Source organism: Actinacidiphila sp. DG2A-62, from assembly GCF_035825295.1.
GTDB lineage: Bacteria > Actinomycetota > Actinomycetes > Streptomycetales > Streptomycetaceae > Actinacidiphila.
Genome location: NZ_JAYMGI010000002.1, coordinates 5,320,044 through 5,345,358 on the forward strand (window position 1 = coordinate 5,320,044; position 25,315 = coordinate 5,345,358).

24 protein-coding genes, 1 tRNA gene and 1 pseudogene are annotated in these 25,315 nt (G+C 70.4%); 21 read left to right on the top strand and 5 right to left on the bottom strand.

Going from position 1 to position 25,315, the window contains the following annotated elements:
• Positions 1–12: 12 nt before the first annotated feature.
• The 3 genes and pseudogenes from VSR01_RS23855 to VSR01_RS23865 form a co-directional block, all read left to right on the top strand.
• Positions 13–543: pseudogene (locus tag VSR01_RS23855) on the top strand (TetR/AcrR family transcriptional regulator); the annotation flags it as partial.
• Positions 544–902: 359 nt separating this feature from the next.
• A complete protein-coding gene (locus VSR01_RS23860; protein WP_442785701.1) occupies positions 903–2,288 on the top strand; it encodes a DHA2 family efflux MFS transporter permease subunit in 1,386 nt (461 codons plus the stop codon).
• Positions 2,289–2,514: 226 nt separating this feature from the next.
• Positions 2,515–3,570, top strand: coding sequence for a UDP-N-acetylmuramate dehydrogenase (locus tag VSR01_RS23865; protein WP_326451189.1), 1,056 nt, complete (start codon positions 2,515–2,517; stop codon positions 3,568–3,570).
• An 18-nt stretch (positions 3,571–3,588) separates the two neighbouring features.
• Here the strand turns inward: VSR01_RS23865 and VSR01_RS23870 are convergent, their stop codons facing one another.
• Both VSR01_RS23870 and VSR01_RS23875 read right to left on the bottom strand, forming a co-directional pair.
• Positions 3,589–4,608 carry an adenosine deaminase gene (locus VSR01_RS23870; RefSeq protein WP_326451190.1) on the bottom strand — a complete coding sequence of 340 codons (1,020 nt, stop codon included), beginning with the start codon at positions 4,606–4,608 and terminating at the stop codon, positions 3,589–3,591.
• Between the two features lie 121 nt (positions 4,609–4,729).
• Complete coding sequence (locus VSR01_RS23875; protein ID WP_326451191.1) at positions 4,730–6,013, bottom strand: pyridoxal phosphate-dependent aminotransferase; 1,284 nt, start codon at positions 6,011–6,013, stop codon at positions 4,730–4,732.
• A 185-nt stretch (positions 6,014–6,198) separates the two neighbouring features.
• Between VSR01_RS23875 and VSR01_RS23880 the strand changes: the two genes are divergently transcribed.
• The 5 genes from VSR01_RS23880 to cutA all read left to right on the top strand — a co-directional run bounded on the left by VSR01_RS23880 (position 6,199) and on the right by cutA (position 9,660).
• Positions 6,199–6,271: transfer RNA gene (locus tag VSR01_RS23880), tRNA-Trp, on the top strand.
• A gap of 96 nt (positions 6,272–6,367) precedes the next feature.
• Positions 6,368–6,661 carry a preprotein translocase subunit SecE gene (secE, locus tag VSR01_RS23885; RefSeq protein ID WP_326451192.1) on the top strand — a complete coding sequence of 98 codons (294 nt, stop codon included), beginning with the start codon at positions 6,368–6,370 and terminating at the stop codon, positions 6,659–6,661.
• An 80-nt stretch (positions 6,662–6,741) separates the two neighbouring features.
• Complete coding sequence (nusG, locus tag VSR01_RS23890; RefSeq protein ID WP_326451193.1) at positions 6,742–7,686, top strand: transcription termination/antitermination protein NusG; 945 nt, start codon at positions 6,742–6,744, stop codon at positions 7,684–7,686.
• Positions 7,687–8,152: 466 nt separating this feature from the next.
• Positions 8,153–9,106: an IS481 family transposase gene (locus VSR01_RS23895; protein WP_326451194.1), complete on the top strand. Its 954-nt coding sequence runs from the start codon at positions 8,153–8,155 to the stop codon at positions 9,104–9,106.
• Between the two features lie 230 nt (positions 9,107–9,336).
• The gene (cutA, locus tag VSR01_RS23900) at positions 9,337–9,660 is read left to right on the top strand and encodes a divalent-cation tolerance protein CutA (RefSeq protein ID WP_326451195.1); all 324 of its coding nucleotides are present in this window, start codon (positions 9,337–9,339) and stop codon (positions 9,658–9,660) included.
• Here the strand turns inward: cutA and VSR01_RS23905 are convergent, their stop codons facing one another.
• The gene (locus VSR01_RS23905) at positions 9,661–10,923 is read right to left on the bottom strand and encodes a helix-turn-helix transcriptional regulator (RefSeq protein WP_326451196.1); all 1,263 of its coding nucleotides are present in this window, start codon (positions 10,921–10,923) and stop codon (positions 9,661–9,663) included.
• Between the two features lie 187 nt (positions 10,924–11,110).
• Between VSR01_RS23905 and tgmA the strand changes: the two genes are divergently transcribed.
• Genes tgmA through tgmC form a run of 3 tightly spaced genes read left to right on the top strand, consistent with a single transcriptional unit; the run spans position 11,111 to position 13,496 of the window.
• A complete protein-coding gene (tgmA, locus tag VSR01_RS23910) occupies positions 11,111–11,422 on the top strand; it encodes a putative ATP-grasp-modified RiPP (protein WP_326451197.1) in 312 nt (103 codons plus the stop codon).
• The gene (tgmB, locus tag VSR01_RS23915) at positions 11,419–12,369 is read left to right on the top strand and encodes an ATP-grasp ribosomal peptide maturase (RefSeq protein WP_326451198.1); all 951 of its coding nucleotides are present in this window, start codon (positions 11,419–11,421) and stop codon (positions 12,367–12,369) included. The genes tgmA and tgmB overlap by 4 nt, the downstream gene beginning before the upstream one ends.
• Positions 12,366–13,496: an ATP-grasp peptide maturase system methyltransferase gene (gene tgmC, locus VSR01_RS23920; RefSeq protein WP_326451199.1), complete on the top strand. Its 1,131-nt coding sequence runs from the start codon at positions 12,366–12,368 to the stop codon at positions 13,494–13,496. The genes tgmB and tgmC overlap by 4 nt, the downstream gene beginning before the upstream one ends.
• 197 nt (positions 13,497–13,693) lie before the next feature.
• On the opposite strand, the gene VSR01_RS23925 is transcribed toward tgmC, so the two are convergent.
• A complete protein-coding gene (locus tag VSR01_RS23925; protein ID WP_442785702.1) occupies positions 13,694–14,461 on the bottom strand; it encodes an SGNH/GDSL hydrolase family protein in 768 nt (255 codons plus the stop codon).
• 216 nt (positions 14,462–14,677) lie between these two features.
• Positions 14,678–15,367: a hypothetical protein gene (locus VSR01_RS23930; RefSeq protein ID WP_326451200.1), complete on the bottom strand. Its 690-nt coding sequence runs from the start codon at positions 15,365–15,367 to the stop codon at positions 14,678–14,680.
• Between the two features lie 256 nt (positions 15,368–15,623).
• Here VSR01_RS23930 and VSR01_RS23935 point away from each other — a divergent pair, with 256 nt between their 5' ends.
• The 10 genes from VSR01_RS23935 to rpoB all read left to right on the top strand — a co-directional run bounded on the left by VSR01_RS23935 (position 15,624) and on the right by rpoB (position 25,233).
• Complete coding sequence (locus VSR01_RS23935) at positions 15,624–16,454, top strand: helix-turn-helix domain-containing protein (protein WP_326451201.1); 831 nt, start codon at positions 15,624–15,626, stop codon at positions 16,452–16,454.
• A 5-nt stretch (positions 16,455–16,459) separates the two neighbouring features.
• Positions 16,460–16,750 (top strand): DUF397 domain-containing protein, encoded by a 291-nt coding sequence (locus tag VSR01_RS23940; protein ID WP_326451202.1) that lies wholly within the window; start codon positions 16,460–16,462, stop codon positions 16,748–16,750.
• On the top strand, positions 16,747–17,226 hold the full coding sequence (locus VSR01_RS23945) for a hypothetical protein (protein WP_326451203.1): 480 nt from the start codon (positions 16,747–16,749) through the stop codon (positions 17,224–17,226). Before VSR01_RS23940 ends, VSR01_RS23945 begins: the two co-directional genes overlap by 4 nt.
• Positions 17,223–17,480 (top strand): type II toxin-antitoxin system RelE family toxin, encoded by a 258-nt coding sequence (locus tag VSR01_RS23950; protein ID WP_326451204.1) that lies wholly within the window; start codon positions 17,223–17,225, stop codon positions 17,478–17,480. Before VSR01_RS23945 ends, VSR01_RS23950 begins: the two co-directional genes overlap by 4 nt.
• A gap of 124 nt (positions 17,481–17,604) precedes the next feature.
• Positions 17,605–18,039 carry a 50S ribosomal protein L11 gene (rplK, locus tag VSR01_RS23955; RefSeq protein WP_326451205.1) on the top strand — a complete coding sequence of 145 codons (435 nt, stop codon included), beginning with the start codon at positions 17,605–17,607 and terminating at the stop codon, positions 18,037–18,039.
• A 96-nt stretch (positions 18,040–18,135) separates the two neighbouring features.
• Positions 18,136–18,861: a 50S ribosomal protein L1 gene (gene rplA / locus VSR01_RS23960; RefSeq protein WP_326451206.1), complete on the top strand. Its 726-nt coding sequence runs from the start codon at positions 18,136–18,138 to the stop codon at positions 18,859–18,861.
• Positions 18,862–18,994: 133 nt separating this feature from the next.
• Positions 18,995–19,867, top strand: a complete 873-nt coding sequence (locus tag VSR01_RS23965; protein ID WP_326451207.1) for a hypothetical protein — start codon at positions 18,995–18,997, stop codon at positions 19,865–19,867.
• A 338-nt stretch (positions 19,868–20,205) separates the two neighbouring features.
• Positions 20,206–20,742, top strand: coding sequence for a 50S ribosomal protein L10 (gene rplJ, locus VSR01_RS23970; RefSeq protein ID WP_326451208.1), 537 nt, complete (start codon positions 20,206–20,208; stop codon positions 20,740–20,742).
• A gap of 117 nt (positions 20,743–20,859) precedes the next feature.
• A complete protein-coding gene (gene rplL, locus VSR01_RS23975) occupies positions 20,860–21,249 on the top strand; it encodes a 50S ribosomal protein L7/L12 (protein WP_326451209.1) in 390 nt (129 codons plus the stop codon).
• 498 nt (positions 21,250–21,747) lie between these two features.
• Positions 21,748–25,233, top strand: coding sequence for a DNA-directed RNA polymerase subunit beta (gene rpoB, locus VSR01_RS23980; protein WP_326451210.1), 3,486 nt, complete (start codon positions 21,748–21,750; stop codon positions 25,231–25,233).
• Positions 25,234–25,315: the final 82 nt, after the last annotated feature.

A 25,315-nucleotide genomic window follows, 5' to 3' on the forward strand; every position in this document is an offset into this window, starting at 1 on the left:
AACTTAGCTGCCATGGTCAGGATGAGCGCCGAGGAGCGGCGTGCCAAGGTCGTCCAGGAGGCGGTCCACGCCTTCGCCTACGGCGGATACGACGGCACGTCCACGGAGGAGATCGCCCGCAGGGTGGGCGTCTCGCAGCCGTACCTCTTCCGGCTCTTCCCCAACAAGCAGGCGATCTTCCGGGCCGCGGTCCGCGACTGCATGATCTCCACCCGCGACGCGATGACGGCGGCGGCCGAGGGGCTGCCGGCCGAGGAGCGGATGGCGGCGATGGCCGCGGCCTACTCGGCGCTGATCGAGCAGCACCCCGAGCGGCTGCTGCTGCAGATGCAGACGTACGCGGCCACGGCCGCCGCCACCGCCTCCGGTGACCACGCGTTCGGCGAGGTCGTGCGGGAGCAGTGGCAGGAGCTGTGGGACGCGGTGCACGAGCAGCTGGGCGGCGACATCGAGGAGACCACCGACTTCCTGGCGCACGGGATGCTGATCAACACCCTGGTCTCGCTCGGCTTCCCGCCCGAGCACCGCAACTGGCGGGGCTTCGACGAGGGCAAGCCCGACAAGACGCTGCCGCGCGGCCTCGGCGCGGGCGGCCGGAAGCCCGGCGTGTCCGGGGAGTCCGCCCCGTCCGCCGGCATGAAGGAGTCCGCCGGCGCGAAGGAGTCCGCCGCGTCCGGGGAGCGGGACGGCTCCGACCTCGCGTAGTCCCGTGGCCCGGGCCTGGTCCGGGCTTTTTTCACGGCCTGAAAAGTTAGTAAGCAATCACTAAACGAGCTGGGGGAACCGATGAGCACCGACACCGGAATCGACACCGACACGGGCGCCGACGCCGGCCCGACACCCGCAAGGGGCTGGGCGGCGGCGCCGTCTGGGCGCTGGTGATCACCAGCGTCGCCGGCTTCATGGCCGCCCTGGACAACCTGGTCGTCACCACCGCCCTGCCGTCCATCCGCGCCGACCTCGGCGGCGCGCTGTCGGACCTGGAGTGGACGGTCAGCGCCTACACCCTCACCTTCGCCGTGCTGCTGATGTTCGGCGCGGCGCTCGGCGACCGCTTCGGCCGCCGCCGGCTCTTCCTCGGCGGGCTCGCGCTGTTCACCGCCGCGTCCGCCGCCGCCGCGATGGCGCCCGGCATCGGCGAGCTGATCGCGGCCCGCGCGGTGCAGGGCGTCGGCGCCGCGGTGATGATGCCGCTCACCCTGACCCTGCTGACCGCCGCGGTCCCGGCCGAGCGGCGCGGGATGGCGTACGGGATCTGGGGCGGCGTCAACGGCCTCGCGGTCGCCAGCGGCCCGCTGATCGGCGGCAGCCTGACCGAACACGTCTCCTGGCACTGGATCTTCTGGCTGAACGTCCCGCTCGGCCTCCTGCTGCTGCCCGCCGCCCGGCTGCGGCTGGCCGAGTCCCGCGCCGACGACGCCCGGCTCGACGCCCGCGGCACCGCGCTGATCAGCCTCGGGCTGTTCGGCATCGTCTACGCGCTGGTCAGCGAGACCGGGCACGGCTGGACCAGCGCGCGGGTGCTGGCCGGGCTGATCGGCGGCGCGGTGCTGGTCGGCGCGTTCGTCCGGCACGGGATGACCGCGCAGCGGCCGATGCTGCCGATGCGGATGTTCCGCAACCGCGGCTTCACGGCGGTCAACGCGGCCAGCCTGCTGATGTTCACCGGCATGTTCGGGTCGATCTTCCTGCTCAGCCAGTTCCTGCAGAACGTGGTGGGCTACGGACCGACCGAGGCGGGCCTGCGGATGCTGCCGTGGACCGGGATGCCGATGATCGCCGCGCCGATCGCCGGCGCGCTCTCCGACCGGATCGGCGGCCGTCCGGTCGCGGCCACGGGACTCGCGCTCCAGGCGTTCGGCCTGGGCTGGTTCGCCGCGGTGGTCTCCACCGACGTCTCCTACACCGTGCAGCTCCCCGGGCTGATCGCCGGCGGCATCGGCATGGGCCTGTTCTTCGCGCCGGCCACCAACCTCTTCATGTCCGCGGTGCGGCCCGAGGAGCAGGGCATCGCCTCCGGCACCAACAACGCGCTGCGCGAGATCGGCGGCGCGCTCGGCATCGCGGTGCTCGGCTCGGTTTTCGCCGCGCGCGGCGGCTACGGCTCCGGCGCGCAGTTCGTCGACGGGCTCGTCCCCGCGCTGTGGATCGGCGCGGCCGTCGTCGCCGCGGCGTGCGTCGCGGCGCTGCTCTATCCGCGGCGGCGCGCCGCCGCGGACGGCGGGGCGACGGCGGAGGCCGCCGGCACCCCGGCGGCGGACGGCCGCACCCTGGAGCGGGTGGGCTGAGCCCCGGCCCCGGCCCCGGCCCCGGTCCCGGGACCGCCGACGTCGACCCCGGCACTCGGCCCCCGGCACTCGGCCCCCGGCCCCGCCCGCGCCCGCCCCGCGCCCCGCGGCCCGGACCCCCGCCTCCCACGGCGCGGGGTCCGGGCCGCGCGGCTGCGCGGGGGAGCGGGCCGGCCGCCGGCCCCGCCTCCGGGGGCGGCGGAGCCGCGGATGGGAGAATGACGGCGTGCACGTAATGGAAGACGTTCCGCTCGCCCCGTTCACCACCCTCCGTCTCGGCGGTCCCGCGGCGCGCCTGGTGACCGCGGTCACCGACGCCGAGCTGATCGAGGCGGTCCGCGCCGCCGACGCCCGCGGGGAGCCGGTGCTGCTGGTCGGCGGCGGGAGCAACCTCGTGATCGGCGACGACGGCTTCGACGGCACCGCCGTGGTGATCGCCACCCGCGGCGTGCGCCTGGCCGGCCGCACGCTGGAGGCCGCGGCCGGCGAGAACTGGACCGAGGTGGTCGCCGAGACGGTCAGGGCGGGCCTGGCCGGGATCGAGTGCCTGGCCGGCATCCCCGGCTCGGCCGGCGCCACGCCGATCCAGAACGTCGGCGCGTACGGCCAGGAGGTCTCCAGCACGATCACCGAGGTCGTCGCGTACGACAGGGCGGCCGGCGAGACCGTGACGCTGCCCGGCGCCGAGTGCGGCTTCGCCTACCGCACCAGCCGCTTCAAGCAGGAGCCGGAGCGGTACGTGGTGCTGCGGGTGCGCTTCGGGCTGGAGGACGCGGGCGGGCTGTCCGGGCCGGTGAAGTACGCGGAGACCGCGCGGGCGCTGGGCGTCGAGCCCGGCGACCGGGTGCCGCTGGCCAAGGCGCGCGAGACGGTGCTGGCGCTGCGCGCGGGCAAGGGCATGGTGCTCGACGCGGAGGACCACGACACGTGGTCGGCCGGGTCGTTCTTCACCAACCCGGTGCTCGGCGCGGAGGCGTACGCCGCCTTCCTGGACCGGGCGCGCGAGCGGCTCGGCGCGCAGGCGGCGCCGCCGGCGTACCCGGAGCCGGGGGAGCGGACCAAGCTCTCCGCGGCCTGGCTGATCGACCGGGCCGGCTTCACCAAGGGCTACGGCCGGGGCCCGGCGCGCATCTCCACCAAGCACACGCTCGCGCTGACCAACCGCGGCGGAGCGACCACGCGCGATCTGCTGGCGCTCGCCCGCGAGGTCCGCGAGGGCGTCGCCGAGGCGTTCGGCGTCACGCTCGTCAACGAGCCGGTCATGGTCGGCGTAGCCCTTTAGGAGCCCTCCAGAAGCCCTTCAGGACTCCCCGGCCAGCCACGCGTCGATGCCCGCCAGCATCCTTGTCCTGATGTCCTCGGGCGCGCGGGAGGCGCGGACGGACTGGCGGGCCAGCTCGGCCAGTTCGGCGTCGGTGAAGGCGTGGGCGGTGCGGGCGATGTCGTACTGCGCGGCCAGGCGGGAGCCGAAGAGCAGCGGGTCGTCGGCGCCGAGCGCCACCGGCACGCCCGCCTCGTACAGGGTGCGCAGCGGCACGTCCTCCGGCTTGTCGTAGACGCCGAGGGCCACGTTGGACGCCGGGCAGACCTCGCAGGTCACGCCGGACTCGGCGAGGCGGCGCAGCAGCCGCGGGTCCTCGGCGGCCCGCACACCGTGGCCGACCCGCTGCGCGTGCAGGTCGTCCAGACAGTCGCGGACGCTGGACGGCCCGGCCAGCTCGCCGCCGTGCGGGGCGGCCAGCAGCCCGCCGTCGCGCGCGATGGCGAAGGCCCGGTCGAAGTCCCGGGCCAGGCCCCGGCGCTCGTCGTTGGACAGCCCGAAGCCGACCACGCCGCGGTCGGCGTAGCGGACCGCGAGCCGGGCCAGGGTGCGGGCGTCCAGCGGGTGCTTCATGCGGTTGGCGGCGACCACCACGGCCATGCCGAGCCCGGTCTCGCGCGAGGCCGCGTCGACCGCGTCCAGGATGATCTCCATGGTCGGGATCAGCCCGCCGAGCCGGGGCGCGTACGAGGTCGGGTCGACCTGGATCTCCAGCCAGCCGGAGCCGTCCGCGACGTCCTCCTGCGCTGCCTCGCGCACCAGCCGCTGGATGTCCTCCGGCGTGCGCAGGCACGAGCGCGCGATGTCGTAGAGCCGCTGGAAGCGGAACCAGCCGCGCTCGTCGGTGGCGTGCAGCTTCGGGGGCGTGCCGGAGGTCAGCGCCTCGGGCAGCCGGACGCCGTGCCGGTCGGCCAGCTCCAGCAGGGTGGCGGGCCGCATGGACCCGGTGAAGTGCAGGTGCAGATGCGCTTTGGGGAGCCGACGTACTTCGCGTGCCATCCCAAGATCCTGCTATACGACGGCCCCCGTCCGGAACCGTTTTCTCCGAACGGGGGCTTGCCCGAAAAGGGGAGCGAGCGCCGGGACGGCCGGCGCGCGCGGGCGCGGACGCCGGCGGACGTCAGTCGGCTGCCTCGCCCAGCAGCTTCTGCAGCCGCGAGACGCCCTCGACCAGGTCCTCGTCGCCCAGCGCGTAGGACAGCCGCAGGTAGCCGGGGGTGCCGAAGGCCTCGCCGGGGACGACCGCGACCTCGGCCTCGTCCAGGATCAGCGCGGCCAGGTCCACGGACGTGGCCGGGCGCTTGCCGCGGATCTCCTTGCCGAGCAGCGCCTTCACCGACGGGTAGGCGTAGAAGGCGCCCTCGGGCACCGGGCAGACCACGCCCGGGATCTCGTTGAGCATCCGCACGATGGTCTGGCGGCGGCGGTCGAAGGCGGTGCGCATCTGCGCGACCGCGTCCAGGTCGCCGGTGACGGCGGCCAGCGCGGCGACCTGGGCGACGTTGGAGACGTTGGAGGTGGCGTGCGACTGCAGGTTGGTCGCGGCCTTGACGACGTCCTTCGGACCGACGATCCAGCCCACCCGCCAGCCGGTCATGGCGTACGTCTTGGCGACGCCGTTGACCACCACGCACCGGTCGCGCAGCTCGGGCACGATGGCCGGCAGCGAGGTGAAGGTCGCGTCACCGTAGACCAGGTGCTCGTAGATCTCGTCGGTGAGCACCCACAGGCCGTGCTCGACCGCCCAGCGGCCGATCGCCTCGGAGTCGGCCTCGGAGTAGACCGCGCCGGTCGGGTTGGACGGCGAGACGAACAGCAGCACCTTGGTGCGCTCGGTGCGGGCCGCCTCCAGCTGCTCGACCGAGACCCGGTAGCCGGTCGTCTCGTCGGCGACCACCTCGACCGGCACGCCGCCGGCCAGCCGGATCGACTCGGGGTAGGTGGTCCAGTACGGCGCGGGCACGATCACCTCGTCGCCCGGGTCGAGGATCGCGGCGAAGGCCTCGTAGATCGCCTGCTTGCCGCCGTTGGTGACCAGCACCTGGGAGGCGTCCACCTCGTAGCCGGAGTCGCGGAGCGTCTTGGCGGCGATCGCGGCCTTCAGCTCGGGCAGCCCGCCGGCCGGCGTGTAGCGGTGGTACTTCGGGGTGCGGCAGGCCTCGACGGCGGCCTCGACGATGTAGTCGGGCGTCGGGAAGTCCGGCTCGCCGGCGCCGAAGCCGATCACCGGGCGGCCGGCCGCCTTGAGGGCCTTGGCCTTGGCGTCGACGGCCAGCGTCGCGGACTCCGAGATCGCCCCGACGCGGGCCGACACGCGGCGCTCGCCCGGCGTGCCGGACGGGGTCGCGGGGGCGGCTGCCGGGGTGGTTCCTGAGGGGGTGGCTGAGGGGGTTGCTGCGCTCATGAGGGCATCGTCCCACCGGCGGCGGCGGCCCGGCACCGGGTTTGGCCGGCAATCGCCCCCCTGCTGGCCGCTCCCGGCCTCTTCCGGGTGCAAGGCGTTCGACGCGCAGCCTGAGAACCCGTACACTCCTACGTCGGCGGCCCTCCCGTCTGCCGTACTGCTGGTAGGTTGGGGGGAGTCGGCAAAGGGTCGTAGCTCAATTGGTAGAGCACTGGTCTCCAAAACCAGCGGTTGGGGGTTCAAGTCCCTCCGGCCCTGCTCACACGCCTGAAGGTGGGCGTGGGCAGGAAAACAGCACTCGCCGTACCGCGCGACGGGCGCGGCATGGCCACGACCGGAGTCAGGTGAGGACGAGTGACCGAGATCACGGACTCCATCGACGTCCCTGAGCCTGGCACGACTCAGGATGACAAGGAGACCGACAGGAAGCCCCGCCGCGGCGGCAAGCGCGGAAAGAAGGGCCCTCTCGGTCGTCTCGCTCTCTTCTACCGCCAGATCGTGGCGGAACTGCGGAAGGTCGTCTGGCCGAACCGCAACGACCTGATGACGTACACCACCGTGGTGATTGTGTTCGTTGTCGTCGTCATCGCCTTCGTAAGCGTGGTTGACTGGGGTTTCTCGAAGCTCGTCTCGTACGTCTTCGGCTGATCCCGCGGCGGGTGCCGGCTCCACGTCCACGGCGCCTGTCCGTATGTCCCACCCTTTGAAGTCAGGAAGAAGCAGTCACCGTGTCTGACCCGAACGTGTACGACGGCGCCGCCACCGACGAGTCTGCCGAAGGCGACGACACCGCACTCGACGCCGCCGAGGCGGCTGCGGGCGCCGACGGTGACGAGACCGAGGTCGCGGCGGAGGCCGCGGAGGACACCGAGCACGCGGAGGATGCCGAGGCCGGCGACGACGCGGAGGAGTCCGCGGAGGCTGTCGAGGCTTCCGACGAGGAGTCCGCGGCGGACGGCGCCGAGGACGGCGAGGCCGAGGCGTCCGGTGAGGTCGAGGCGTCCGGTGACGCCGACGAGGCCGAGGACTCCGGCGAGGACGGCGCGGCCGCGGCCGAGCCGGTCGACGCGGTGGCCGCCTTCCGCGAGGAGCTGCGGACGCTGCCCGGCGAGTGGTACGTGATCCACACCTACGCCGGCTACGAGAACCGCGTGAAGTCCAACCTGGAGCAGCGCGCCGTCTCCTTGAACGTCGAGGAGTACATCTACCAGGCCGAGGTTCCGCAGGAAGAAGTCGTCCAGATCAAGAACGGCGACCGCAAGACGATCCGGCAGAACAAGCTCCCCGGCTACGTCCTGGTCCGCATGGACCTGACGAACGAGTCGTGGGGCGTAGTCCGCAACACCCCCGGCGTCACCGGCTTCGTGGGCAACGCGTACGACCCGTACCCGCTGACCCTGGACGAGATCGTCAAGATGCTGGCCCCCGAGGTGGAGGCCGCGGCCGAGGCCGCCGCGATCGCCGAGGGCACCGCGCAGCCCCGCAAGGTCGAGGTCCAGGTCCTGGACTTCGAGGTCGGCGACTCGGTCACCGTCACCGACGGCCCCTTCGCCACCCTCCAGGCCACGATCAACGAGATCAACCCCGACTCCAAGAAGGTCAAGGGCCTGGTGGAGATCTTCGGCCGCGAGACCCCGGTCGAGCTGAGCTTCGACCAGATCCAGAAGAACTAGGCTTTGCAGCTTCCGAAAGAGCCCCTGACCAGCGGTTTTCCGTTGGGCGGGGGCTCTGTCGTATCGCAGGGGCCGTCCCGGGGCCGTTCAGCGCTTCCGGGACTTCCCGAAGGCGGCATCGACCGCCTTCCGGGTCCGGGTCTCGCTGGCCGGCATCAGGTGGCGCAGCTCCCGCAGAACCTTCGGGACGTCCTGGGGGCGGCAGCGCATGAGCGCGATCACCCCGAAGAGGGATCGGCAGAACCGCACCTTGAAAAGGAGGATATACCAAGTCAATTCGGACATTGTTGCGTAGCCTCTCGAAAGAGGCGCAGCCGGTCCGAGTACAAGGCGGGCCCGCTAGGTGTTCTGTCTCGGGAGGTTGTGGACGGTGACGGAGATCATCACTCGCTGATCTTGAAAAGGGTGAGGGCCTTCTGGCCTGGTGTGGATTGCGACATCTGCACCGGCGACCAGAAAGGCCCTCGTGCCTCACCGTAACGCACCCCTGACCGAGACCGGACGTCTGCGTCTGGCACGCTGCGTGGTGGACGACGGCTGGCCGCTGCGGCGGGCGGCCGAACGCTTCCAGGTCTCGCCGACCACCGCTCAGCGCTGGGCCGAGCGCTACCGGCAGTTCGGTGAGGCCGGGATGGGCGACCGCTCCTCCCGCCCGCGCACAAGCCCCCGCCGCACCCCGACCCGCACCGAGCGCCGGATCATCAAGGTCCGCGTCCTGCGCCGCTGGGGACCGGCCCGTATCGCGCACCTGCTACGGCTGGCGCCCTCGACCGTGCACCGGGTCCTGACCCGCTACGGCCTGGCCCGTCTGGCCCACCTGGACCGGGCCACCGGCCGCGTCATACGCCGCTACGAACGCGACCGGCCCGGCGAACTCGTCCACATCGACATCAAGAAGCTCGGCAACATCCCCGACGGCGGCGGCCACAAGGTCCTGGGCCGCCAAGCAGGCCGCAAGACCCGCTCAAACGCCGGCTACAGCTACCTCCACACCGCCGTCGACGACCACTCCCGCCTGGCCTACAGCGAAATCCTGCCCGACGAGAAGAAGGAGACCGCCACCGGCTTCTGGACCCGCGCCCACGCCTTCTTCGCCCAGGCCGGCATCACCGTCGAACGCGTGCTGACCGACAACGGCTCCTGCTACCGCTCACGCGACTGGCGCGACCTGCTGACGGCAGCCGGGATCACCCACAAACGAACCCGGCCCTACCGGCCCCAGACCAACGGCAAGGTCGAACGCTTCAACCGCACCCTGCTCGACGAGTGGGCCTACGCCCGCCCCTACCGCTCCGAGGCCGAACGCCGCAACGCCTTCCCCGACTGGCTCCACACCTACAATCACCACCGCGGACACACCGCGCTGAAAGGCCAACCACCCGACAGCCGCGTCCCCAACCTCACAGGGCAATACACCTAGGCCCAGGGCTTCGGGTGGCTTCTGCGCGCCAGTGGGTGCAGCCGAGAAGTAGGCGGGCGCCCAGTGTACTCGCGCGGGTGCCATGGCTGTTGTCGCGTACTTGGACCGTCCCCGCTGAGCGCGGCCCTTTTCGACGAGCCGCCCATCGGTGCTTCGGCCGGCAGAGGATCTGTCGTTGAGCCGGGTGTTCCGAGTACGGTCCCGGAGGACGCCGACGAAGGAGAACGATTGTGGCTGAGTACCTGACCGTTCTGACCACGACCGACGCCGCCGAGAAGGCTCAGGCATTGGCCGCCGGTGCGGTGGAGGCCAAGGTGGCGGCCTGTGCGCAGATCGAGGGGCCGATCACCAGCGTGTACCGGTGGGAGGGCGTGGTGCAGACGGACCGGGAATGGCGGGTGCTGTACAAGACGACCGCCGAGCGGTATCCGGAGCTTGAGGCGCACATCAAGCAGATGCACGATTACGACACCCCGGAGATCATCGCCACCCCGGTCACGCACGGCAGCGGCGCTTACCTCTCGTGGGTGAGCCAGGAGACGGCCAGGGGCTGATCACGTGGCGAGTGCGGCGCGGATGTCCTCGGCGAGGTCTCGCGCCGCGCTGTACTGCGGGGGCAGCAGGGCTGCCATGGACACCAGGCGCTGACGTCCCATGGTCGTAGGTGTTGCGACAGCGGCGTCCATGAACCGGCGTCCGACCTCCAGGCCCCGGTCCACGTTGCCGGTCATCAGATAACCCGTGGCCGCATCCGACAGGATCACGATGGACACCTTCGAGTCGTCGTCGCCCAGGTTCGTCAGGGCGTTCTCGGCGGCTTGGCCCAGGTCGGGGTGGCTGAGCTTGGAGTAGGTGGCGACGGTCAGGGAGTCGAGGCGGGATCGCTGGTAGAAGCGGATCCACGCCTGTCCGGCAGCGGGATCGGCATAGTCGAATGCGGTGACTGCCCGATCCAGCGCGCGTACCGCCCCCTCCCGGTCTCCGCACCCGGCGGCTTCTTCGGCCTCTCGGGCGGCCAGCCAAGAGCGGGCGGCAGCGTACCCGGCGCCGCGTACATGTTCCTGGGCGGCGGCCAGCATCTCCCGAGCCTTGCCCGCCGGTGCGGCGTAGGACGCATAACCCATGGCCAGGGCCACGACTGCCGGGTGCCCGCCTTCCCTTCCGGCCAGCGCCGCGGTGGCGTAGTAGTGCCGTGCCGTGTCCATGTCGCCGATGTCGTAGGCCACCCAACCCGCGAGGGCCGCTGTCTCTCCGGCGGCGACGGTGAGCGCGCGGCGATGGGGGCCGGAACGGGGAATCAGCGCGGTCAGGGCCTCCAGGTGGCTACCCAGACGACCCACTAGCAGCTCAGCGGGCAGATGGTGCTCGCTGACGAACAGATTGGCGGTGGCCTCCACCAACTGGTCGGTCAGCTGCCGGTCCACGGTCGGTCCGGCCAGTGCCGCCGCCAGCCGTCCCCAGGGTTCGGTGGCGATTCCGGCGGCCAGCATCGAGACGCCAAGAAATTCACGTCGCTCCACGCGGGTGATGTCCTCCCGGTCCTCTGACAGCCGCGATGCCGATGCGAGCCTGCGGTAGCGACGGCTGGCGGCAACTGCCTGTCGGACTTCCTCCACTGGGATGCCGTACCCTCGGGCGATCGTCTCGTGCAGGTGGGGGACGGGGAGCCGTTTCTCCGTCTCCCAGCGCTTGATGTTCTCCGGGTCGACGAACCGGCTGCTGACAGCCCCCAGGTGTTCGGCCTGGTCGCGTCTGGTGCGTCCCGCCTGTTCCCGAAGCCCGCGCAACAGGTGGCCGATGCCGTTCGGACTCGTCATGCGCGCCCCCGTGTTCGGTTCGCCGTCCTGCTTCTCATCCTGGCCCCCCGGACCGGCCCCCTGCCGGAAAACGCACCCTTTTCCGGCCCTCGCAGACCGAAGCGAAGCGTCGTTGGCTAGGTGTATGCCCACTGCCCAGCAGATGGACACGGCCTCACGCAGACGCCAACGACCAAGGAGGGGCACGGTGTTCAACCACTCCGACAGGTTCCCGACCGGCACCCCGTTACCGTCCGGAGCCGACACCCCCACGCCGTGGGGGCTCCGGCGCATGGCTCCGTATCCCGTCCTCGCACCCGGCTACGCCCGCACAGAGCTGGACCCGGTGACCCAGACCGCTCGGTACTTCGACGCCGCGGGGCGGGTGGTGGAGATGCCAGGCCACGGCACCAGCACCGGTACGCACCCGCCCACGGGCACCGGCAACCCGTCCGATGGCTCGGGGCCGGGCGGCAACGGCGCCGGGGATCAGGACACCGGGAACGACTCCGACCAGTGAGCCGTGCGCGTCCGGTTCTGGTCGTCACCAACTTGGACGACCCCACGACGGATGTCGTGATCGACGAACTGCATGACCGGGGTGTCCCGGTCGTGCGTTTCGACTCCGGGGACTTCCCCGCCACCCTGTCGATCGCGGCTGCCATTACGCCGAAAGGCATAGAAGGAAGACTGTTCACGCCGTCCCGGGTCGCCGACCTCTCCCGGGTCCGGTCGCTGTACTACCGCAGGCCCTCCGGGTTCGTCTTTCCGCGCCTGGACGAGCAAGCGGCCCGGTTCGCTGTCACACAGGCTCGATACGGCCTCGGGGGTGTCCTTGCCGCTCTCCCCGGATGCCTGTACGTCAACCATCCCCACCGCATCGGTGACGCCGAGTTCAAGCCGTCCGGCCTAGCTGCCGCCGTCGAGGCAGGCTTCAGGGTCCCGCCGACGCTCATCACTTCGGGTCCAGACGCGGCCCGGGCGTTCATCAAACGAAACGGGCCGGTGATCTACAAGCCGTTGTCCGCGCCCCTCTACCAGATCGACGGGGTGTCGTGCACGGTGCAGGTGGCCGAAGTCACGGCGGACGAGATCGACGAGACGGTGGCCGGCACCGCGCATCTGTTCCAGCAGCGTGTGGAAAAGGTGGCGGACATCCGCGTCACGGTGATGGGCGACAAGGTGTTCTGCGTTCGTATCGACTCCGGCCTGCTGGACTGGCGCACCGACTACGGTCGCCTGACGTACTCCGTGGTCCGACCGCCCGACGGCATCACCGAGTCTCTCCACGCCTACCTGTCGCGCTTCGGTCTGGTCTTTGGCGCTTTCGACTTCGCCGTGGACCATGAGGACCGGTGGTGGTTCCTGGAATGCAACCCGTCCGGCCAGTGGGCCTGGCTGGAACCGGAAACCGGGCTGCCGATGGTGGCGGCCATGGCCGACCTTCTGGAGGGAAAACCGAGGTGAGGGATCCCGAAGAGCTGCGCTGGGCGCTCGTGGGCCGGCTGGCGGGCGGAGGCTTTCTGCGCACGCCGTCGTGGCGGGAGGCAGTGGCGGCCGTTCCGCGACACGAGTTCCTGCGCGGCGGGTTCTTCGAGCAGGTCGCCGGGTCGGCGCCCACGGCCTGGCGGCCGGTGATGCCGGAGGACGACAGATGGCTAGAGCGTTGCTACGCGGATGATTCCCTGGTCACCCAGATCGCGGGCACGGTGGTGCCGGGGGACCTTCGGGGAGAGATCATGCGCGCGCCCACCTCGTCGAGCACCATGCCTGGCCTCGTGGTTCGGATGTTGGAGGACCTCCTGGTGGAGGACGGACACCACGTGCTCGAGATCGGCACCGGCACCGGCTACTCCACTGCCTTGATGTGCCACCGGCTCGGCGACGACCTGGTGACCTCCGTCGAGGTGGACGGGGACGTCTCCGGCCGCGCCGGCGCTTCGCTCGGTGCCTGCGGCTATATGCCTGAGCTTGTGGTGGGCGACGGGTTGGCCGGGCATAAGGACCGTGCCCCGTACGACCGGGTGATCGCCACCTGCGGGGTGCTCACCGTGCCAGGCACGTGGATCGACCAGACGAGCCCCGGTGGAATCGTCCTGGCCACCGTGTGCGGCTGGTTGTACTCGTCAGAGCTGGCTCGGCTGACCGTCCACGGGGACGGCACGGCCTCCGGGCGGTTCCTGGGGGGTCAGATCTCATTCATGCTGGCCCGCCCCCACCTTCCGCCTCCGCTGGGGCTGCTGCCCGACCTCATGGACGGTGAGGAGCGCCCCGCCGTGCTGGGCCCCGATGAGCTGGCCATGGACTGGACCGCCCGGTTCGTCGCGCAACTCGCCGCCCCCCATGCGCAGCAGATCAGCATGACCAACGACGGGCGTACGGAACGGGTTTTCATCGATGTGGGGTCCGGGGCCTGGGCGACGCTGTGGCGCGTCGGCGAACACTGGATGGTGCGGCAGGGCGGCCCGGCTCGCATATGGGACGAGGTGGAGGAGCGGGTGGGCCGCTGGCGTGCGGACGGCGCTCCGGACGTGGAGCGGTTCGAGATTCGGGTAACGCCGGATGAGCAGGTCATCACCTGGCCCAGTCGGTAGGTGGGGAGCCGGGACGCGGCGCACAGCCGACGTCGTCCACGACGGCCAGTCAGCTCCCCTATGGAGCGGCCGGTCCGACACGCGACCGGGTGCCGCATCGGCAGGGCCCCCGCGCCGGGTGGGCGGGGGCCCTGCCGTGTGTGTGGGGGGTGGGGGGATGGGGCCGGGAAACGGGATGGTTCGGGGTCGGCAGCGGGTCAGTCGTTGGCGTTCAGGACCGGCAGGTAGCCGGCGGAGTGGCCGGTGGCCGTGGGGTGGTAGGACTCCCAGCTCGGCGAGATGACCAGCGAGTGCAGGTAGTCGTCACCGGAGCACAGCTCGTGGCCCTTGAAGGTGCTGCGCACGTCGCCGAAGGTGAAGCCGTGCGCGGCGGCGCGGGCGGCGGTGGTGGTGTCGATCAGGTCCGCGGCCTCGTCGATCTTCTGGTGCTTGGTGGCGCTCATGCCGATGCAGAAGACGTTGAGGGTGTACATGTCGGGGTAGCCCAGGACCACCACGTGGGCGTTCGGCGCCTTGGCGTGGATCGCGTTGTACACGGTGTCCAGCCGCCCGGGCAGGGTGTTGCGCACGAACGTCTCCGCGGTGTTGACGCGGTTGACGCAGTCGGTGTCGGAGCCGGTCACACAGGTGGTCATGACGTCGGAGAACCCGGCGTCGTTGCCCCCGATGGTGATCGTGACCAGGCCGGTGGAGGAGTTGAGCGGACCGAGCTGGTTGTTGACGACGTCCGCGGTGACCGCGCCGGAGCACGCGGTGTCCGCGAACGAGGAGGGCGCGTGCGCGTTCTTCCACAGGTACGGGTACGCGTTCAGGCTCCGGTGGCAGTCGCCGCTCGAACTGTCGTAGTTCCCCGCGCCGTTGCCGGCCGAGTACGAGTCCCCGAGGGCCACGTACGCGGGCCCGGCCGCCTGGGCCGGCCCGACGAAGACGACGGACAGCGCGAGCGCGAGGGCGAACGTGCCGATCGCTGCGAGGTACTTGGCGAGGTGCTTGGTCGATCTCACGGGACCTCCATGGGGGGCAGGATCGCTGCTTGCTACCACTTGGTAGCAAGCAGTTCCCCTCCATGGGAAGTGTTCATGCCAAGAATTCTCTGCGCGTAGACCACGAATTTGCCGGGCGTCAGCGGGAGTTCGGAGGTTTGCGCCCGGGCCCCGGATGGGTATCGCGCGAGGCCCTCGCTACGAGCAGCGGGTCAGTTCGAGCACCGCCTGCGAGGCGAGGAACCAGGGCGAGCCCGCGGCGCCGTAGGGGTGGTACGCGTCCTGTGACGCGCGCAGGGTGCGGCCGTCCTCCGCGGGGGTGCAGTAGCCGCCGAACACGCCCCACACGCGCGGCTTGCGGCTGTGGATGAGCAGCGGCTCCCCGAGGTGCGGGCACAGGCGGATCGCCAGCTCCGCGCAGGGCCGGCAGACCGGCGGCTTGGTGGTGAGCGTTCCCTCGGCGTCCCGCCCGGTCTCGCGCTCCGGGGACTGCGGGGAATCGTGCGCGGGCACGAGGAAGAGCCAGCCGCGCGCCGTACGGGCGGCCGGTCCGCCGCACACCTGGCAGCGCAGCCCGAAGACCGCTTCGCGCTGGCGGTAGGCGTGCATCGCGCGGTAGTCGGGCCGCCCGGCGCCCGGCGCGTCGCCGATGCGCGCCCAGAGCACGCCGTGCCGGTCCCGGTCGCGCGGCGTCTCCCGCTCGTACGTCAGCCCGGAGCCGTCCGGCTTCACCCGCAGCCCGGCCATGGAGGTCGCCTCCCCGGTCCACCGCGCGGCATACGGCACGGGCAGCGCTTTGGGTCCCCAGGTCAGCGGGGTCGGGGTCGCGGCCCCGGTCGCGGTCACGGTCGCGGTCGCCTTGGCGGGCGCGGGGGTGCAGGTGGACATGGCGAGGGGTCCCTTCGGGCGGGGGCGTTGGACGAGGCCGCGCCGTCGGCGGCCGGTTCAAGCTTGGTCGGCGTGCCCGATGCGCCGCAACGCATAGTGAAAATTCCGCCGCGTATGGCATAGTCCGTAACGTACGCTGTCAGTCACGTGATGGAGACTGTCCGTTAATGCACCGGGGCTCTCGTAGCGGGCCCCTACACTCGACCTCTGGGGAGGCAGGCTCATGGCAGCACCGACGGGACCCACGGTCCGGCGCATGCAACTCGGCGCGGAGTTGCGCAGGTTGCGCGAGAAGGCCGGTCTCACGCTGGTCGAGGCGGTCGACGGCCTCGCGCTCTCCACCACCAAGGTCCACCGGGTGGAGAACGGCCTGACGGCCTTCAAGTCCACCGCCGAACTCCGCCTCCTGCTGGAGCGCTACGGCGTCGAGGACGAGGAGGACATCGAGTTCCTCACCGAGATCCAGCGCGACTCGCTCAACCGTGGTTGGTGGTCGCAGTACCGCAGTGTGATGCCGTCCGGCATGGAGATGTACGTCGGCCTGGAGGCTGGCGCGAAGGCGGTCCGCGCGTGGCACCCGAGCGTGGTGATCGGTCTGCTCCAGACCGAGCGCTACGTGCGCGCGATGCTGGAGGTGGCCAAGCCGGTCGAGGAAACGACGACGGAGTTCGTCGAGCGGATCATTCAACTGCGGATGGAGCGCAAGGATCAGTTGGTCCGGCGGAAGCCCAGCCCGGAGCTGTGGGCGATCCTCGATGAGGCGGCCCTGCGCAAAATGGTCGGCAGCGCTGACGTGATGCGCGAGCAGTACGAGGAGATCATCCGCCTGACGAAACTCGACAACGTGACCGTGCAGATCCTGCCGATGGCCAGCTCGATCTACCGGTCCAGCTTCAATTTCAACTTGCTGGACTTCGAAGCGCCTGCGCTCACCGTCGTTCAGACGGATCTGCCCGACGGCTCGAACGTCAGCGACAAGCAGACGACGGTCTGGGCGTTCACGCGCCGGTTCGACGCCCTCCGCGCGGGCGCGCTCGCGCCGGGCGAGACCCCCACCTTTCTGCACCGACTAGCGGGAGAGATCTGATCCACATGACCTACCGAGCGGCCCCCGACCTCGCTCCCGAGAGCGCCTGGTTCAAGTCCTCGTTCAGCGGCGAGCAGGGCAACAACTGCATAGAGGTCGCGCCCGAGAGCGCCTGGTTCAAGTCGTCCTACAGTTCCGAGAACGGCACGGCGTGCGTGGAGGTCGCCGACCTCAGCACCGCGGGCCGGGTCGCCGTGCGGGACTCGAAGGACAAGGCCGGCCCCGCGCTCGTCTTCTCCGCGGCCGCGTTCGCCGACTTCGTGGCCGCCGTCCGCGAGGGCCGCTTCGACGGGTGATCATCGATCTCGTCCAGCGAGGTCGTGGTTTCCGCGGCGGCCTGTCGTATCCGTGCGGCAAGGTTGGTTGTGCGGTGAGTCCCGTTCCGCTGCCGAAGCGAGGAGAAGGCGACGTGGTGAAGGAAGACCCGTGGACAGCTGCCGTCCGGCAGGCGCGCGAAGAGCTGGGCTATCACGGCGCGGAGATCCCGAGAACCGTCGCCGGGATTCTGGGCGCCCTTCGAGCCAAGCACCGTGACGCCTTCCACGCGGACCTGGCCACGCTCTCGCAGGGGATCGCGTTCGAGGTCTTCCTGGACCAGTGGTGGACGCAGGCCGTGGTCGACGCGGCGCGGGACGACGACGGGCGGGAGGCCGCCCTTGAGTTCGCCGACCTTGCGGTGGCCCTGCGCATCAGCGCGGGAGACGGACCCACGCTGTCCACCGCGGAAGTGGAGCAGATGATCGGATTGCACATCTCGGCGGAGGCGCAGTGACGTACACGCTCATCTGGGAGCCGGCCGCCCTGGAGGCGCTTAAGCGCTTACGCCAGCGCGACGGCGACAGGGTCCGTCCCCTGATGAGGGCGATCAACAGCCTGGCCGCAGACCCTGAACCGGCGGAGAGCAGCAAGCTCGGCGCGACGAACAAGCGTCGCCTGCGCATCGGCGTCTACCGGGCGCTGTACGAGATCGACGGTGACCGGGTGGCCGTCAAGGTGCTCACCGTCGGGAGTGCTCCCCAGCGCTGATCCGTGCGCGCGGTCTCTCTTGCGGGGGACCCGCGATTTCAGGGCCGGGGACGTTACCCGCTATCGTGGTGCGGTATGCCTGTCCGCAGGCATGGACACTCTCAACAAGACCCGGAGAGAGCAAATGCCTCCCAAGAAGAAGAAGGTCACGGGGCTGATCAAGCTCCAGATCAACGCCGGTGCGGCCAACCCGGCGCCGCCGGTCGGCCCCGCGCTGGGCCAGCACGGCGTGAACATCATGGAGTTCTGCAAGGCCTACAACGCGGCCACCGAGTCGCAGCGCGGCATGGTGATCCCGGTGGAGATCACGGTCTACGAGGACCGGACCTTCACGTTCATCACCAAGACCCCGCCGGCCGCGAAGCTCATCCTGAAGGCCGCGGGCGTGGAGAAGGGCTCCGGCGAGCCGCACGTGAAGAAGGTCGCGAAGCTGACCCGCGACCAGGTGCGGGAGATCGCCACCACCAAGCTCCCCGACCTGAACGCCAACGACCTGGACGCCGCGGAGAAGATCATCGCGGGTACCGCCCGGTCCATGGGCATCACGGTCGAGGGCTGACGCGCGAGCCCGCGTAGCCCCCGTACCACCACCAGCAGCTGTGGCAGGGCCTGCTCGGCCCGGACCACGACTCCGAAAGAAACGTAGGAGCAGCACGTGAGCAAGCGCAGCAAGTCTCTCCGCGCTGCGGACAGCAAGATCGACCGGGAGCGCCTGTACGCGCCCCTGGAGGCCGTCCGCCTCGCCAAGGAGACCGCGACCACCAAGTTCGACTCGACCGTCGAGGTCGCCTTCCGGCTGGGCGTCGACCCGCGCAAGGCCGACCAGATGGTCCGTGGCACCGTGAACCTCCCGCACGGCACCGGCAAGACCGCCCGGGTCCTGGTCTTCGCGACCGGTGACCGTGCCGCGGCCGCGGAAGCCGCGGGGGCCGACATCGTCGGCTCCGACGAACTGATCGACGAGGTGGCGAAGGGGCGGCTGGACTTCGACGCCGTCGTCGCCACCCCGGACCTGATGGGCAAGGTCGGCCGGCTGGGCCGGGTGCTCGGTCCGCGCGGTCTGATGCCGAACCCGAAGACCGGCACCGTGACGCCCGACGTGGCGAAGGCGGTCACCGAGATCAAGGGCGGCAAGATCGAGTTCCGCGTCGACAAGCACTCGAACCTGCACTTCATCATCGGCAAGGTGTCGTTCGACGACACGCAGCTGGTGGAGAACTACGCGGCGGCGCTGGACGAGATCCTGCGGCTCAAGCCGTCCGCGGCGAAGGGGCGCTACGTCAAGAAGGCGGCGGTCTCCACGACCATGGGTCCCGGCATCCAGGTCGACCCCAACCGCACCCGCAACCTCCTCGTCGAGGAGGACCCGGCGGCCGTCTGAGCCCCCGGGTCACGCCTCGCGGCCTCCCGCACCACGGGCCCGCCCCCACCGTCTGGGGCGGGCCCGCTCGCGTACTGTGCTCCGCACAGGTCAGGGGATTCAGCGGCCGGGGGGCCGGGGCGGGGGGACGTACGTGCGTACACGCGTGCTCGCGGTGGGGATCACGCTCGCGGCGGCGATCACCGGGGTGTCCGGCTGCGGCGGGGACGAGGATGGCACGCATGCCGCTGCCACGCCGAAGTCCGTGCGCTGGTCGGCCGCCCCGCCGCCGGCCACCACCGCCGATCCGCGGCTGGGTGCGACGATGAAGCGGCTGTCCACGTGGAGCGACGGCAAGCGCTCCGCGGTCGCCACCATGGTCATGACCACCGGCGGCCGGGACCTGCGGTTCGACGGCGTATTCAGCTGGGGAGAGCACCCGGGCATGCAGGTGCAGGCACCGACCGCCCAGCTGGGCATCCAGAAGCTGAACTCCGCGGCCACGACGCAGATACGGATGGTCGACGGCACGTACTACTACCGCGTCGACACCCGGCCGAGCGGGCCGCTGAAGGGCAAGCACTGGATGAAGGCGGCGCTCTCCGACCTGCCCGGCGGCACCGCCGCCCAGCCGGCCGACCCGGTGCTCCAGGACAACCCCACCGTCGGGCTGATGATGCTCGCCGACATCACGGGCGTGACCGACCTCGGGACCGAGAACCTCGACGGCACGGTGGGCACGCACTACCAGGGCACCGTCACCCGCGCCCGCCTGAGCGGAGACCGGCGGTTCGCGGGCGCGGCCGGGTCTCCCGGCGGCATCCTGGGCGGCGCCGACAGCGCGCAGCTGGACGTGTGGGCCGACAGCCACGGGAAGCCCTTGCGGTGGGTCGCGACCATGCAGGACCCGAAGCGGTCCGTCGCCGTCGACCTCTACAGCTTCGGGGGCCCGCGGACCGTGGCAGTGCCCGCGCCGGGGGACACCGTCGACGCGGCGGCGCTGGCACGCGGGCGGTCGGGTGCTTGAGGCCGGCGGGGCCGGGGCCGGGGCCGGCGTCGGACGGGCCGCGCCGGGGGCGATTTGCTCCGTGGGGGGCCGGGCCCGTACTCTGAGCGGCGAAGCCAAAGACCGCAGGTTGTCGTCGTGCCCTGACGCCAGGGCGGGGCGGCCGAAGGTTCCGCTGGGAGCGGACGGCCCGCGCAGGTGACCGTGGAAGATCTCCGGAAAGCGTCGGGCGCGCGTGAGCGTGCCGCGTGATCCGTCGAGTCCGCCCCGTGCGCCTGCGCCCGGGGCGTTCGTGTGTCCCGAGTCGAGTCCCCTTCACGCCGGGCGGTCCGCAATCACCCGGAAGGAGGCCGAGACTCATGGCGAGGCCTGACAAGGCTGCCTCGGTTGCCGAGTTGACGGACCAGTTCCGCTCCTCGAACGCCGCTGTGCTGACCGAGTACCGCGGTCTCACCGTGGCGCAGCTCAAGACGCTGCGCCGTTCCCTCGGTGAGAACGCCACGTACGCCGTGGTGAAGAACACGCTGACCAAGATCGCGGCCAACGAGGCCGGGATCAGCACGCTCGACGACCTGTTCGCGGGTCCGTCGGCCGTCGCCTTCGTCACCGGTGACCCGGTCGAGGCGGCGAAGGGTCTGCGCGACTTCGCCAAGGAGAACCCCGCTCTCGTCATCAAGGGCGGTGTCCTTGACGGCAAGGCGCTGTCCGCCGACGAGATCAAGAAGCTTGCGGACCTCGAGTCCCGCGAGGTTCTGCTCGCCAAGCTGGCGGGCGCCATGAAGGCCAAGCAGTCCCAGGCTGCCGCGGTCTTCCAGGCGCTCCCGTCGAAGTTCGTCCGCACCGCGGAGGCACTTCGGGCCGCACGGGCCGAGGCAGAGCAGGGCGGTGCCGAGTAACTCGGCTCGCACCCTGACCGTCGCCCGCCCACCGCGGGCCCGGTCGCCGCGGGCCACACGTACGCCCGCCGATATGTACATCCGGCACCAGCCGATCGACACGGAAGGACCGCCACCATGGCGACCAAGCTCAGCACCGAGGAACTGCTCGCCCAGTTCGAGGAGCTCACCCTGATCGAGCTCTCCGAGTTCGTGAAGGCGTTCGAGGAGAAGTTCGACGTCACCGCCGCCGCGCCGGTCGCCGTCGCGGGCGTCGCGGGCCCGGGCGCCCCGGCCGCCGAGGCCGTCGAGGAGAAGGACGAGTTCGACGTCATCCTCACCGCCGCGGGCGACAAGAAGATCCAGGTCATCAAGGTCGTGCGCGAGCTGACCTCGCTGGGTCTGAAGGAGGCCAAGGACCTCGTGGACGGCGCCCCGAAGCCCGTCCTGGAGAAGGCCAACAAGGAGGCCGCGGACAAGGCGAAGGAGGCGCTCGAGGGCGCCGGCGCCTCGGTCGAGGTCAAGTGACACCAGCTCCACCCGTGCACCACGCGCCGCGGGGCGGTCACCCATCCGGGTGGCCGCCCCGCGGCGTTTTCGATCTCCACCGGCCTCGGGGCCTTGACGTATGCGACGCTTCGCGCAATTCTCAGGACGGCCGCCGCGCCGTTCAGGTGCAGCCCGCAGGCACTTCTTCGCCTGCGGATGCATGGATCGGCGGCGATGCGGGAATGCATGGCTGTGCAGCGTGACGGATGCCGGTCCGGTTCCACTCCGAGGGGGAACCGGGTCGCGAGACGGGCGAGGGGGCGACGATTCGGTACTCCGAATCTCAGCTCTGGACATCAGTGGGCCAAGTGGCTACACTGACCCTTTGCGCTGCCTGTTAGCTGCTGCCTGGCCCGTCACCAGTGGCATGTCCCTATCCGAGCTTCCGGTCGTAAGCCCCCCATCAGGGCTTATGCCCCGGCTCAGGGGCAGACCGGCACGCGCGTAGTGAGTCCGAGCCCTCGGAAGGACCCCCTCTTGGCCGCCTCGCGCAACGCCTCGACTGCCAATTCGAACAACGGCGCAAGCACCGCACCGCTGCGCATCTCTTTCGCGAAGATCCGTGAACCCCTCGAAGTTCCGAACCTCCTCGCGCTCCAGACCGAGAGCTTTGACTGGCTGCTCGGCAACGCCGCGTGGAAGGCCCGGGTCGAGGCGGCCCTGGACAGTGGGCAGGACGTCCCCAGGAAGTCCGGTCTGGAGGAGATCTTCGAGGAGATCTCCCCGATCGAGGACTTCTCCGGGTCGATGTCGCTCACCTTCCGCGACCACCGCTTCGAGCCGCCGAAGAACTCGCTGGACGAGTGCAAGGAGCGCGACTTCACCTACGGCGCGCCGCTCTTCGTCACCGCCGAGTTCACCAACAACGAGACCGGCGAGATCAAGTCGCAGACCGTCTTCATGGGCGACTTCCCGCTGATGACGTCCAAGGGCACCTTCTGCATCAACGGCACCGAGCGTGTCGTCGTCTCGCAGCTGGTCCGCTCCCCGGGCGTGTACTTCGACAGCCAGATCGACAAGACGTCCGACAAGGACATCTTCTCCGCCAAGATCATCCCCTCCCGGGGCGCCTGGCTGGAGATGGAGATCGACAAGCGCGACATGGTCGGCGTCCGCATCGACCGCAAGCGCAAGCAGTCGGTGACCGTGCTGCTCAAGGCGCTCGGCTGGAGCACCGAGCAGATCCTTGAGGAGTTCGGCGAGTACGAGTCGATGCGCGCCACCCTGGAGAAGGACCACACCCAGGGCCAGGACGACGCGCTGCTGGACATCTACCGCAAGCTGCGTCCGGGCGAGCCGCCGACCAAGGAGGCCGCCCAGACCCTGCTGGAGAACCTCTACTTCAACCCCAAGCGCTACGACCTGGCCAAGGTCGGCCGCTACAAGGTCAACAAGAAGCTCGGCAGCGACGCGCCGCTGGACGCCGGCGTGCTCACCACCGAGGACATCATCGCCACCATCAAGTACCTGGTGAAGCTGCACGCCGGCGAGACCGAGACCAGTGGCGAGAACGGCACGACCATCGTGGTCGAGGTGGACGACATCGACCACTTCGGCAACCGCCGCCTGCGCAACGTCGGCGAGCTGATCCAGAACCAGGTCCGTACCGGCCTGGCCCGGATGGAGCGCGTCGTCCGCGAGCGGATGACCACCCAGGACGTCGAGGCGATCACGCCGCAGACCCTGATCAACATCCGGCCGGTCGTCGCCTCCATCAAGGAGTTCTTCGGCACCAGCCAGCTGTCGCAGTTCATGGACCAGACCAACCCGCTGTCCGGCCTGACCCACAAGCGCCGCCTGTCGGCGCTGGGCCCCGGCGGTCTGTCCCGTGAGCGGGCCGGCTTCGAGGTCCGCGACGTGCACCCCTCGCACTACGGCCGGATGTGCCCGATCGAGACGCCGGAAGGCCCGAACATCGGTCTGATCGGCTCGCTCGCCTCCTACGGCCGGGTCAACGCGTTCGGCTTCGTGGAGACCCCGTACCGCAAGGTCGTCGGCGGCGTCGTCACCGACGAGGTGGACTACCTGACCGCCGACGAGGAGGACCGCTTCGTCATCGCGCAGGCCAACGCGCCGCTGACCGAGGACCTGCGGTTCGCCGAGTCCCGCGTGCTGGTCCGCCGCCGCGGCGGCGAGATCGACTACATCCCCGGCGACGACGTCGACTACATGGACGTCTCGCCGCGCCAGATGGTGTCGGTCGCCACCGCCATGATCCCGTTCCTCGAGCACGACGACGCCAACCGCGCGCTCATGGGGTCGAACATGATGCGCCAGGCGGTGCCGCTGATCAAGTCCGAGGCGCCGCTGGTCGGCACCGGCATGGAGTACCGCTGCGCGGTCGACGCCGGCGACGTGATCAAGGCCGAGAAGGACGGCGTGGTCCAGGAGGTCTCCGCCGACTACGTCACGGTCACCAACGACGACGGCACGTACACCACCTACCGCGTCTCCAAGTTCTCCCGCTCCAACCAGGGCACCTCCTTCAACCAGAAGGTCGTCGTGGACGAGGGCGCCCGCGTGGTGGCCGGCCAGGTGCTGGCCGACGGCCCGTCCACCGAAGAGGGCGAGATGGCCCTCGGCAAGAACCTGCTGGTCGCGTTCATGCCGTGGGAGGGCCACAACTACGAGGACGCGATCATCCTGTCGCAGCGCCTCGTGCAGGACGACGTGCTCTCCTCGATCCACATCGAGGAGCACGAGGTCGACGCCCGCGACACCAAGCTGGGCCCCGAGGAGATCACCCGGGACATCCCGAACGTCTCCGAGGAGGTCCTCGCCGACCTCGACGAGCGCGGCATCATCCGGATCGGCGCCGACGTGGTCGCCGGCGACATCCTGGTCGGCAAGGTCACCCCCAAGGGCGAGACCGAGCTGACCCCGGAGGAGCGGCTGCTGCGCGCGATCTTCGGCGAGAAGGCGCGCGAGGTCCGCGACACCTCACTGAAGGTGCCGCACGGCGAGACCGGCAAGGTCATCGGCGTGCGCGTCTTCGACCGCGAGGAGGGCGACGAGCTGCCGCCCGGCGTCAACCAGCTGGTGCGCGTCTACGTGGCGCAGAAGCGCAAGATCACCGACGGCGACAAGCTGGCCGGCCGGCACGGCAACAAGGGCGTCATCTCCAAGATCCTGCCGGTCGAGGACATGCCGTTCCTGGAGGACGGCACCCCGGTCGACATCATCCTCAACCCGCTCGGCGTGCCCTCCCGGATGAACCCCGGCCAGGTGCTGGAGATTCATCTGGGCTGGCTGGCCAAGCAGGGCTGGGACGTCTCCGGTATCGCCGAGGAGTGGGCGCGCCGGCTGGACGGCATCGGCGCGGGCCAGGTCGCCCCGAACACCAACGTGGCGACCCCGGTCTTCGACGGCGCCCGCGAGGACGAGATCGCCGGCCTCTTCGAGGCGACGATCCCCAACCGCGACGGCGACCGCATGGTGCAGTCCTCGGGCAAGGCCCGGCTCTTCGACGGCCGCTCCGGCGAGCCGTTCCCGGACCCGATCTCGATCGGCTACATGTACATCCTCAAGCTGCACCACCTGGTGGACGACAAGCTGCACGCCCGCTCCACCGGTCCGTACTCGATGATCACCCAGCAGCCGCTGGGCGGTAAGGCGCAGTTCGGCGGGCAGCGGTTCGGCGAGATGGAGGTGTGGGCGCTGGAGGCGTACGGCGCCGCGTACGCCCTCCAGGAGCTGCTGACCATCAAGTCCGACGACGTGCTCGGCCGGGTGAAGGTCTACGAGGCCATCGTCAAGGGCGAGAACATCCCCGAGCCCGGCATTCCCGAGTCCTTCAAGGTGCTCATCAAGGAAATGCAGTCCCTCTGCCTCAACGTGGAGGTGCTGTCCTCGGACGGCATGTCCATCGAGATGCGCGACACCGACGAGGACGTCTTCCGCGCGGCGGAGGAGCTCGGTATCGACCTGTCCCGGCGCGAGCCGAGCAGCGTCGAAGAGGTCTGACGGGCCGGCCGCCCGGTTTCCGGTCCCCCGCGACCGCGGGCCGGGCGGCCTCTCCCAGGACCGTCCAGACCATGTTTGACAT

Excerpts from the sequence above, each read along its gene's own strand:
- VSR01_RS23860 (WP_442785701.1), top strand. The coding sequence starts at position 903 with ATGGCCGCCCTGGACAACCTGGTCGTCACCACCGCCCTGCCGTCCATC.
- VSR01_RS23870 (WP_326451190.1), bottom strand. The coding sequence starts at position 4,608 with ATGGCACGCGAAGTACGTCGGCTCCCCAAAGCGCATCTGCACCTGCAC.
- VSR01_RS23875 (WP_326451191.1), bottom strand. The coding sequence starts at position 6,013 with ATGAGCGCAGCAACCCCCTCAGCCACCCCCTCAGGAACCACCCCGGCA.
- VSR01_RS23905 (WP_326451196.1), bottom strand. The coding sequence starts at position 10,923 with ATGACGAGTCCGAACGGCATCGGCCACCTGTTGCGCGGGCTTCGGGAA.
- VSR01_RS23930 (WP_326451200.1), bottom strand. The coding sequence starts at position 15,367 with ATGTCCACCTGCACCCCCGCGCCCGCCAAGGCGACCGCGACCGTGACC.
- VSR01_RS23935 (WP_326451201.1), top strand. The coding sequence starts at position 15,624 with ATGCAACTCGGCGCGGAGTTGCGCAGGTTGCGCGAGAAGGCCGGTCTC.
- VSR01_RS23940 (WP_326451202.1), top strand. The coding sequence starts at position 16,460 with ATGACCTACCGAGCGGCCCCCGACCTCGCTCCCGAGAGCGCCTGGTTC.
- rplK (WP_326451205.1), top strand. The coding sequence starts at position 17,605 with ATGCCTCCCAAGAAGAAGAAGGTCACGGGGCTGATCAAGCTCCAGATC.
- rplJ (WP_326451208.1), top strand. The coding sequence starts at position 20,206 with ATGGCGAGGCCTGACAAGGCTGCCTCGGTTGCCGAGTTGACGGACCAG.
- rplL (WP_326451209.1), top strand. The coding sequence starts at position 20,860 with ATGGCGACCAAGCTCAGCACCGAGGAACTGCTCGCCCAGTTCGAGGAG.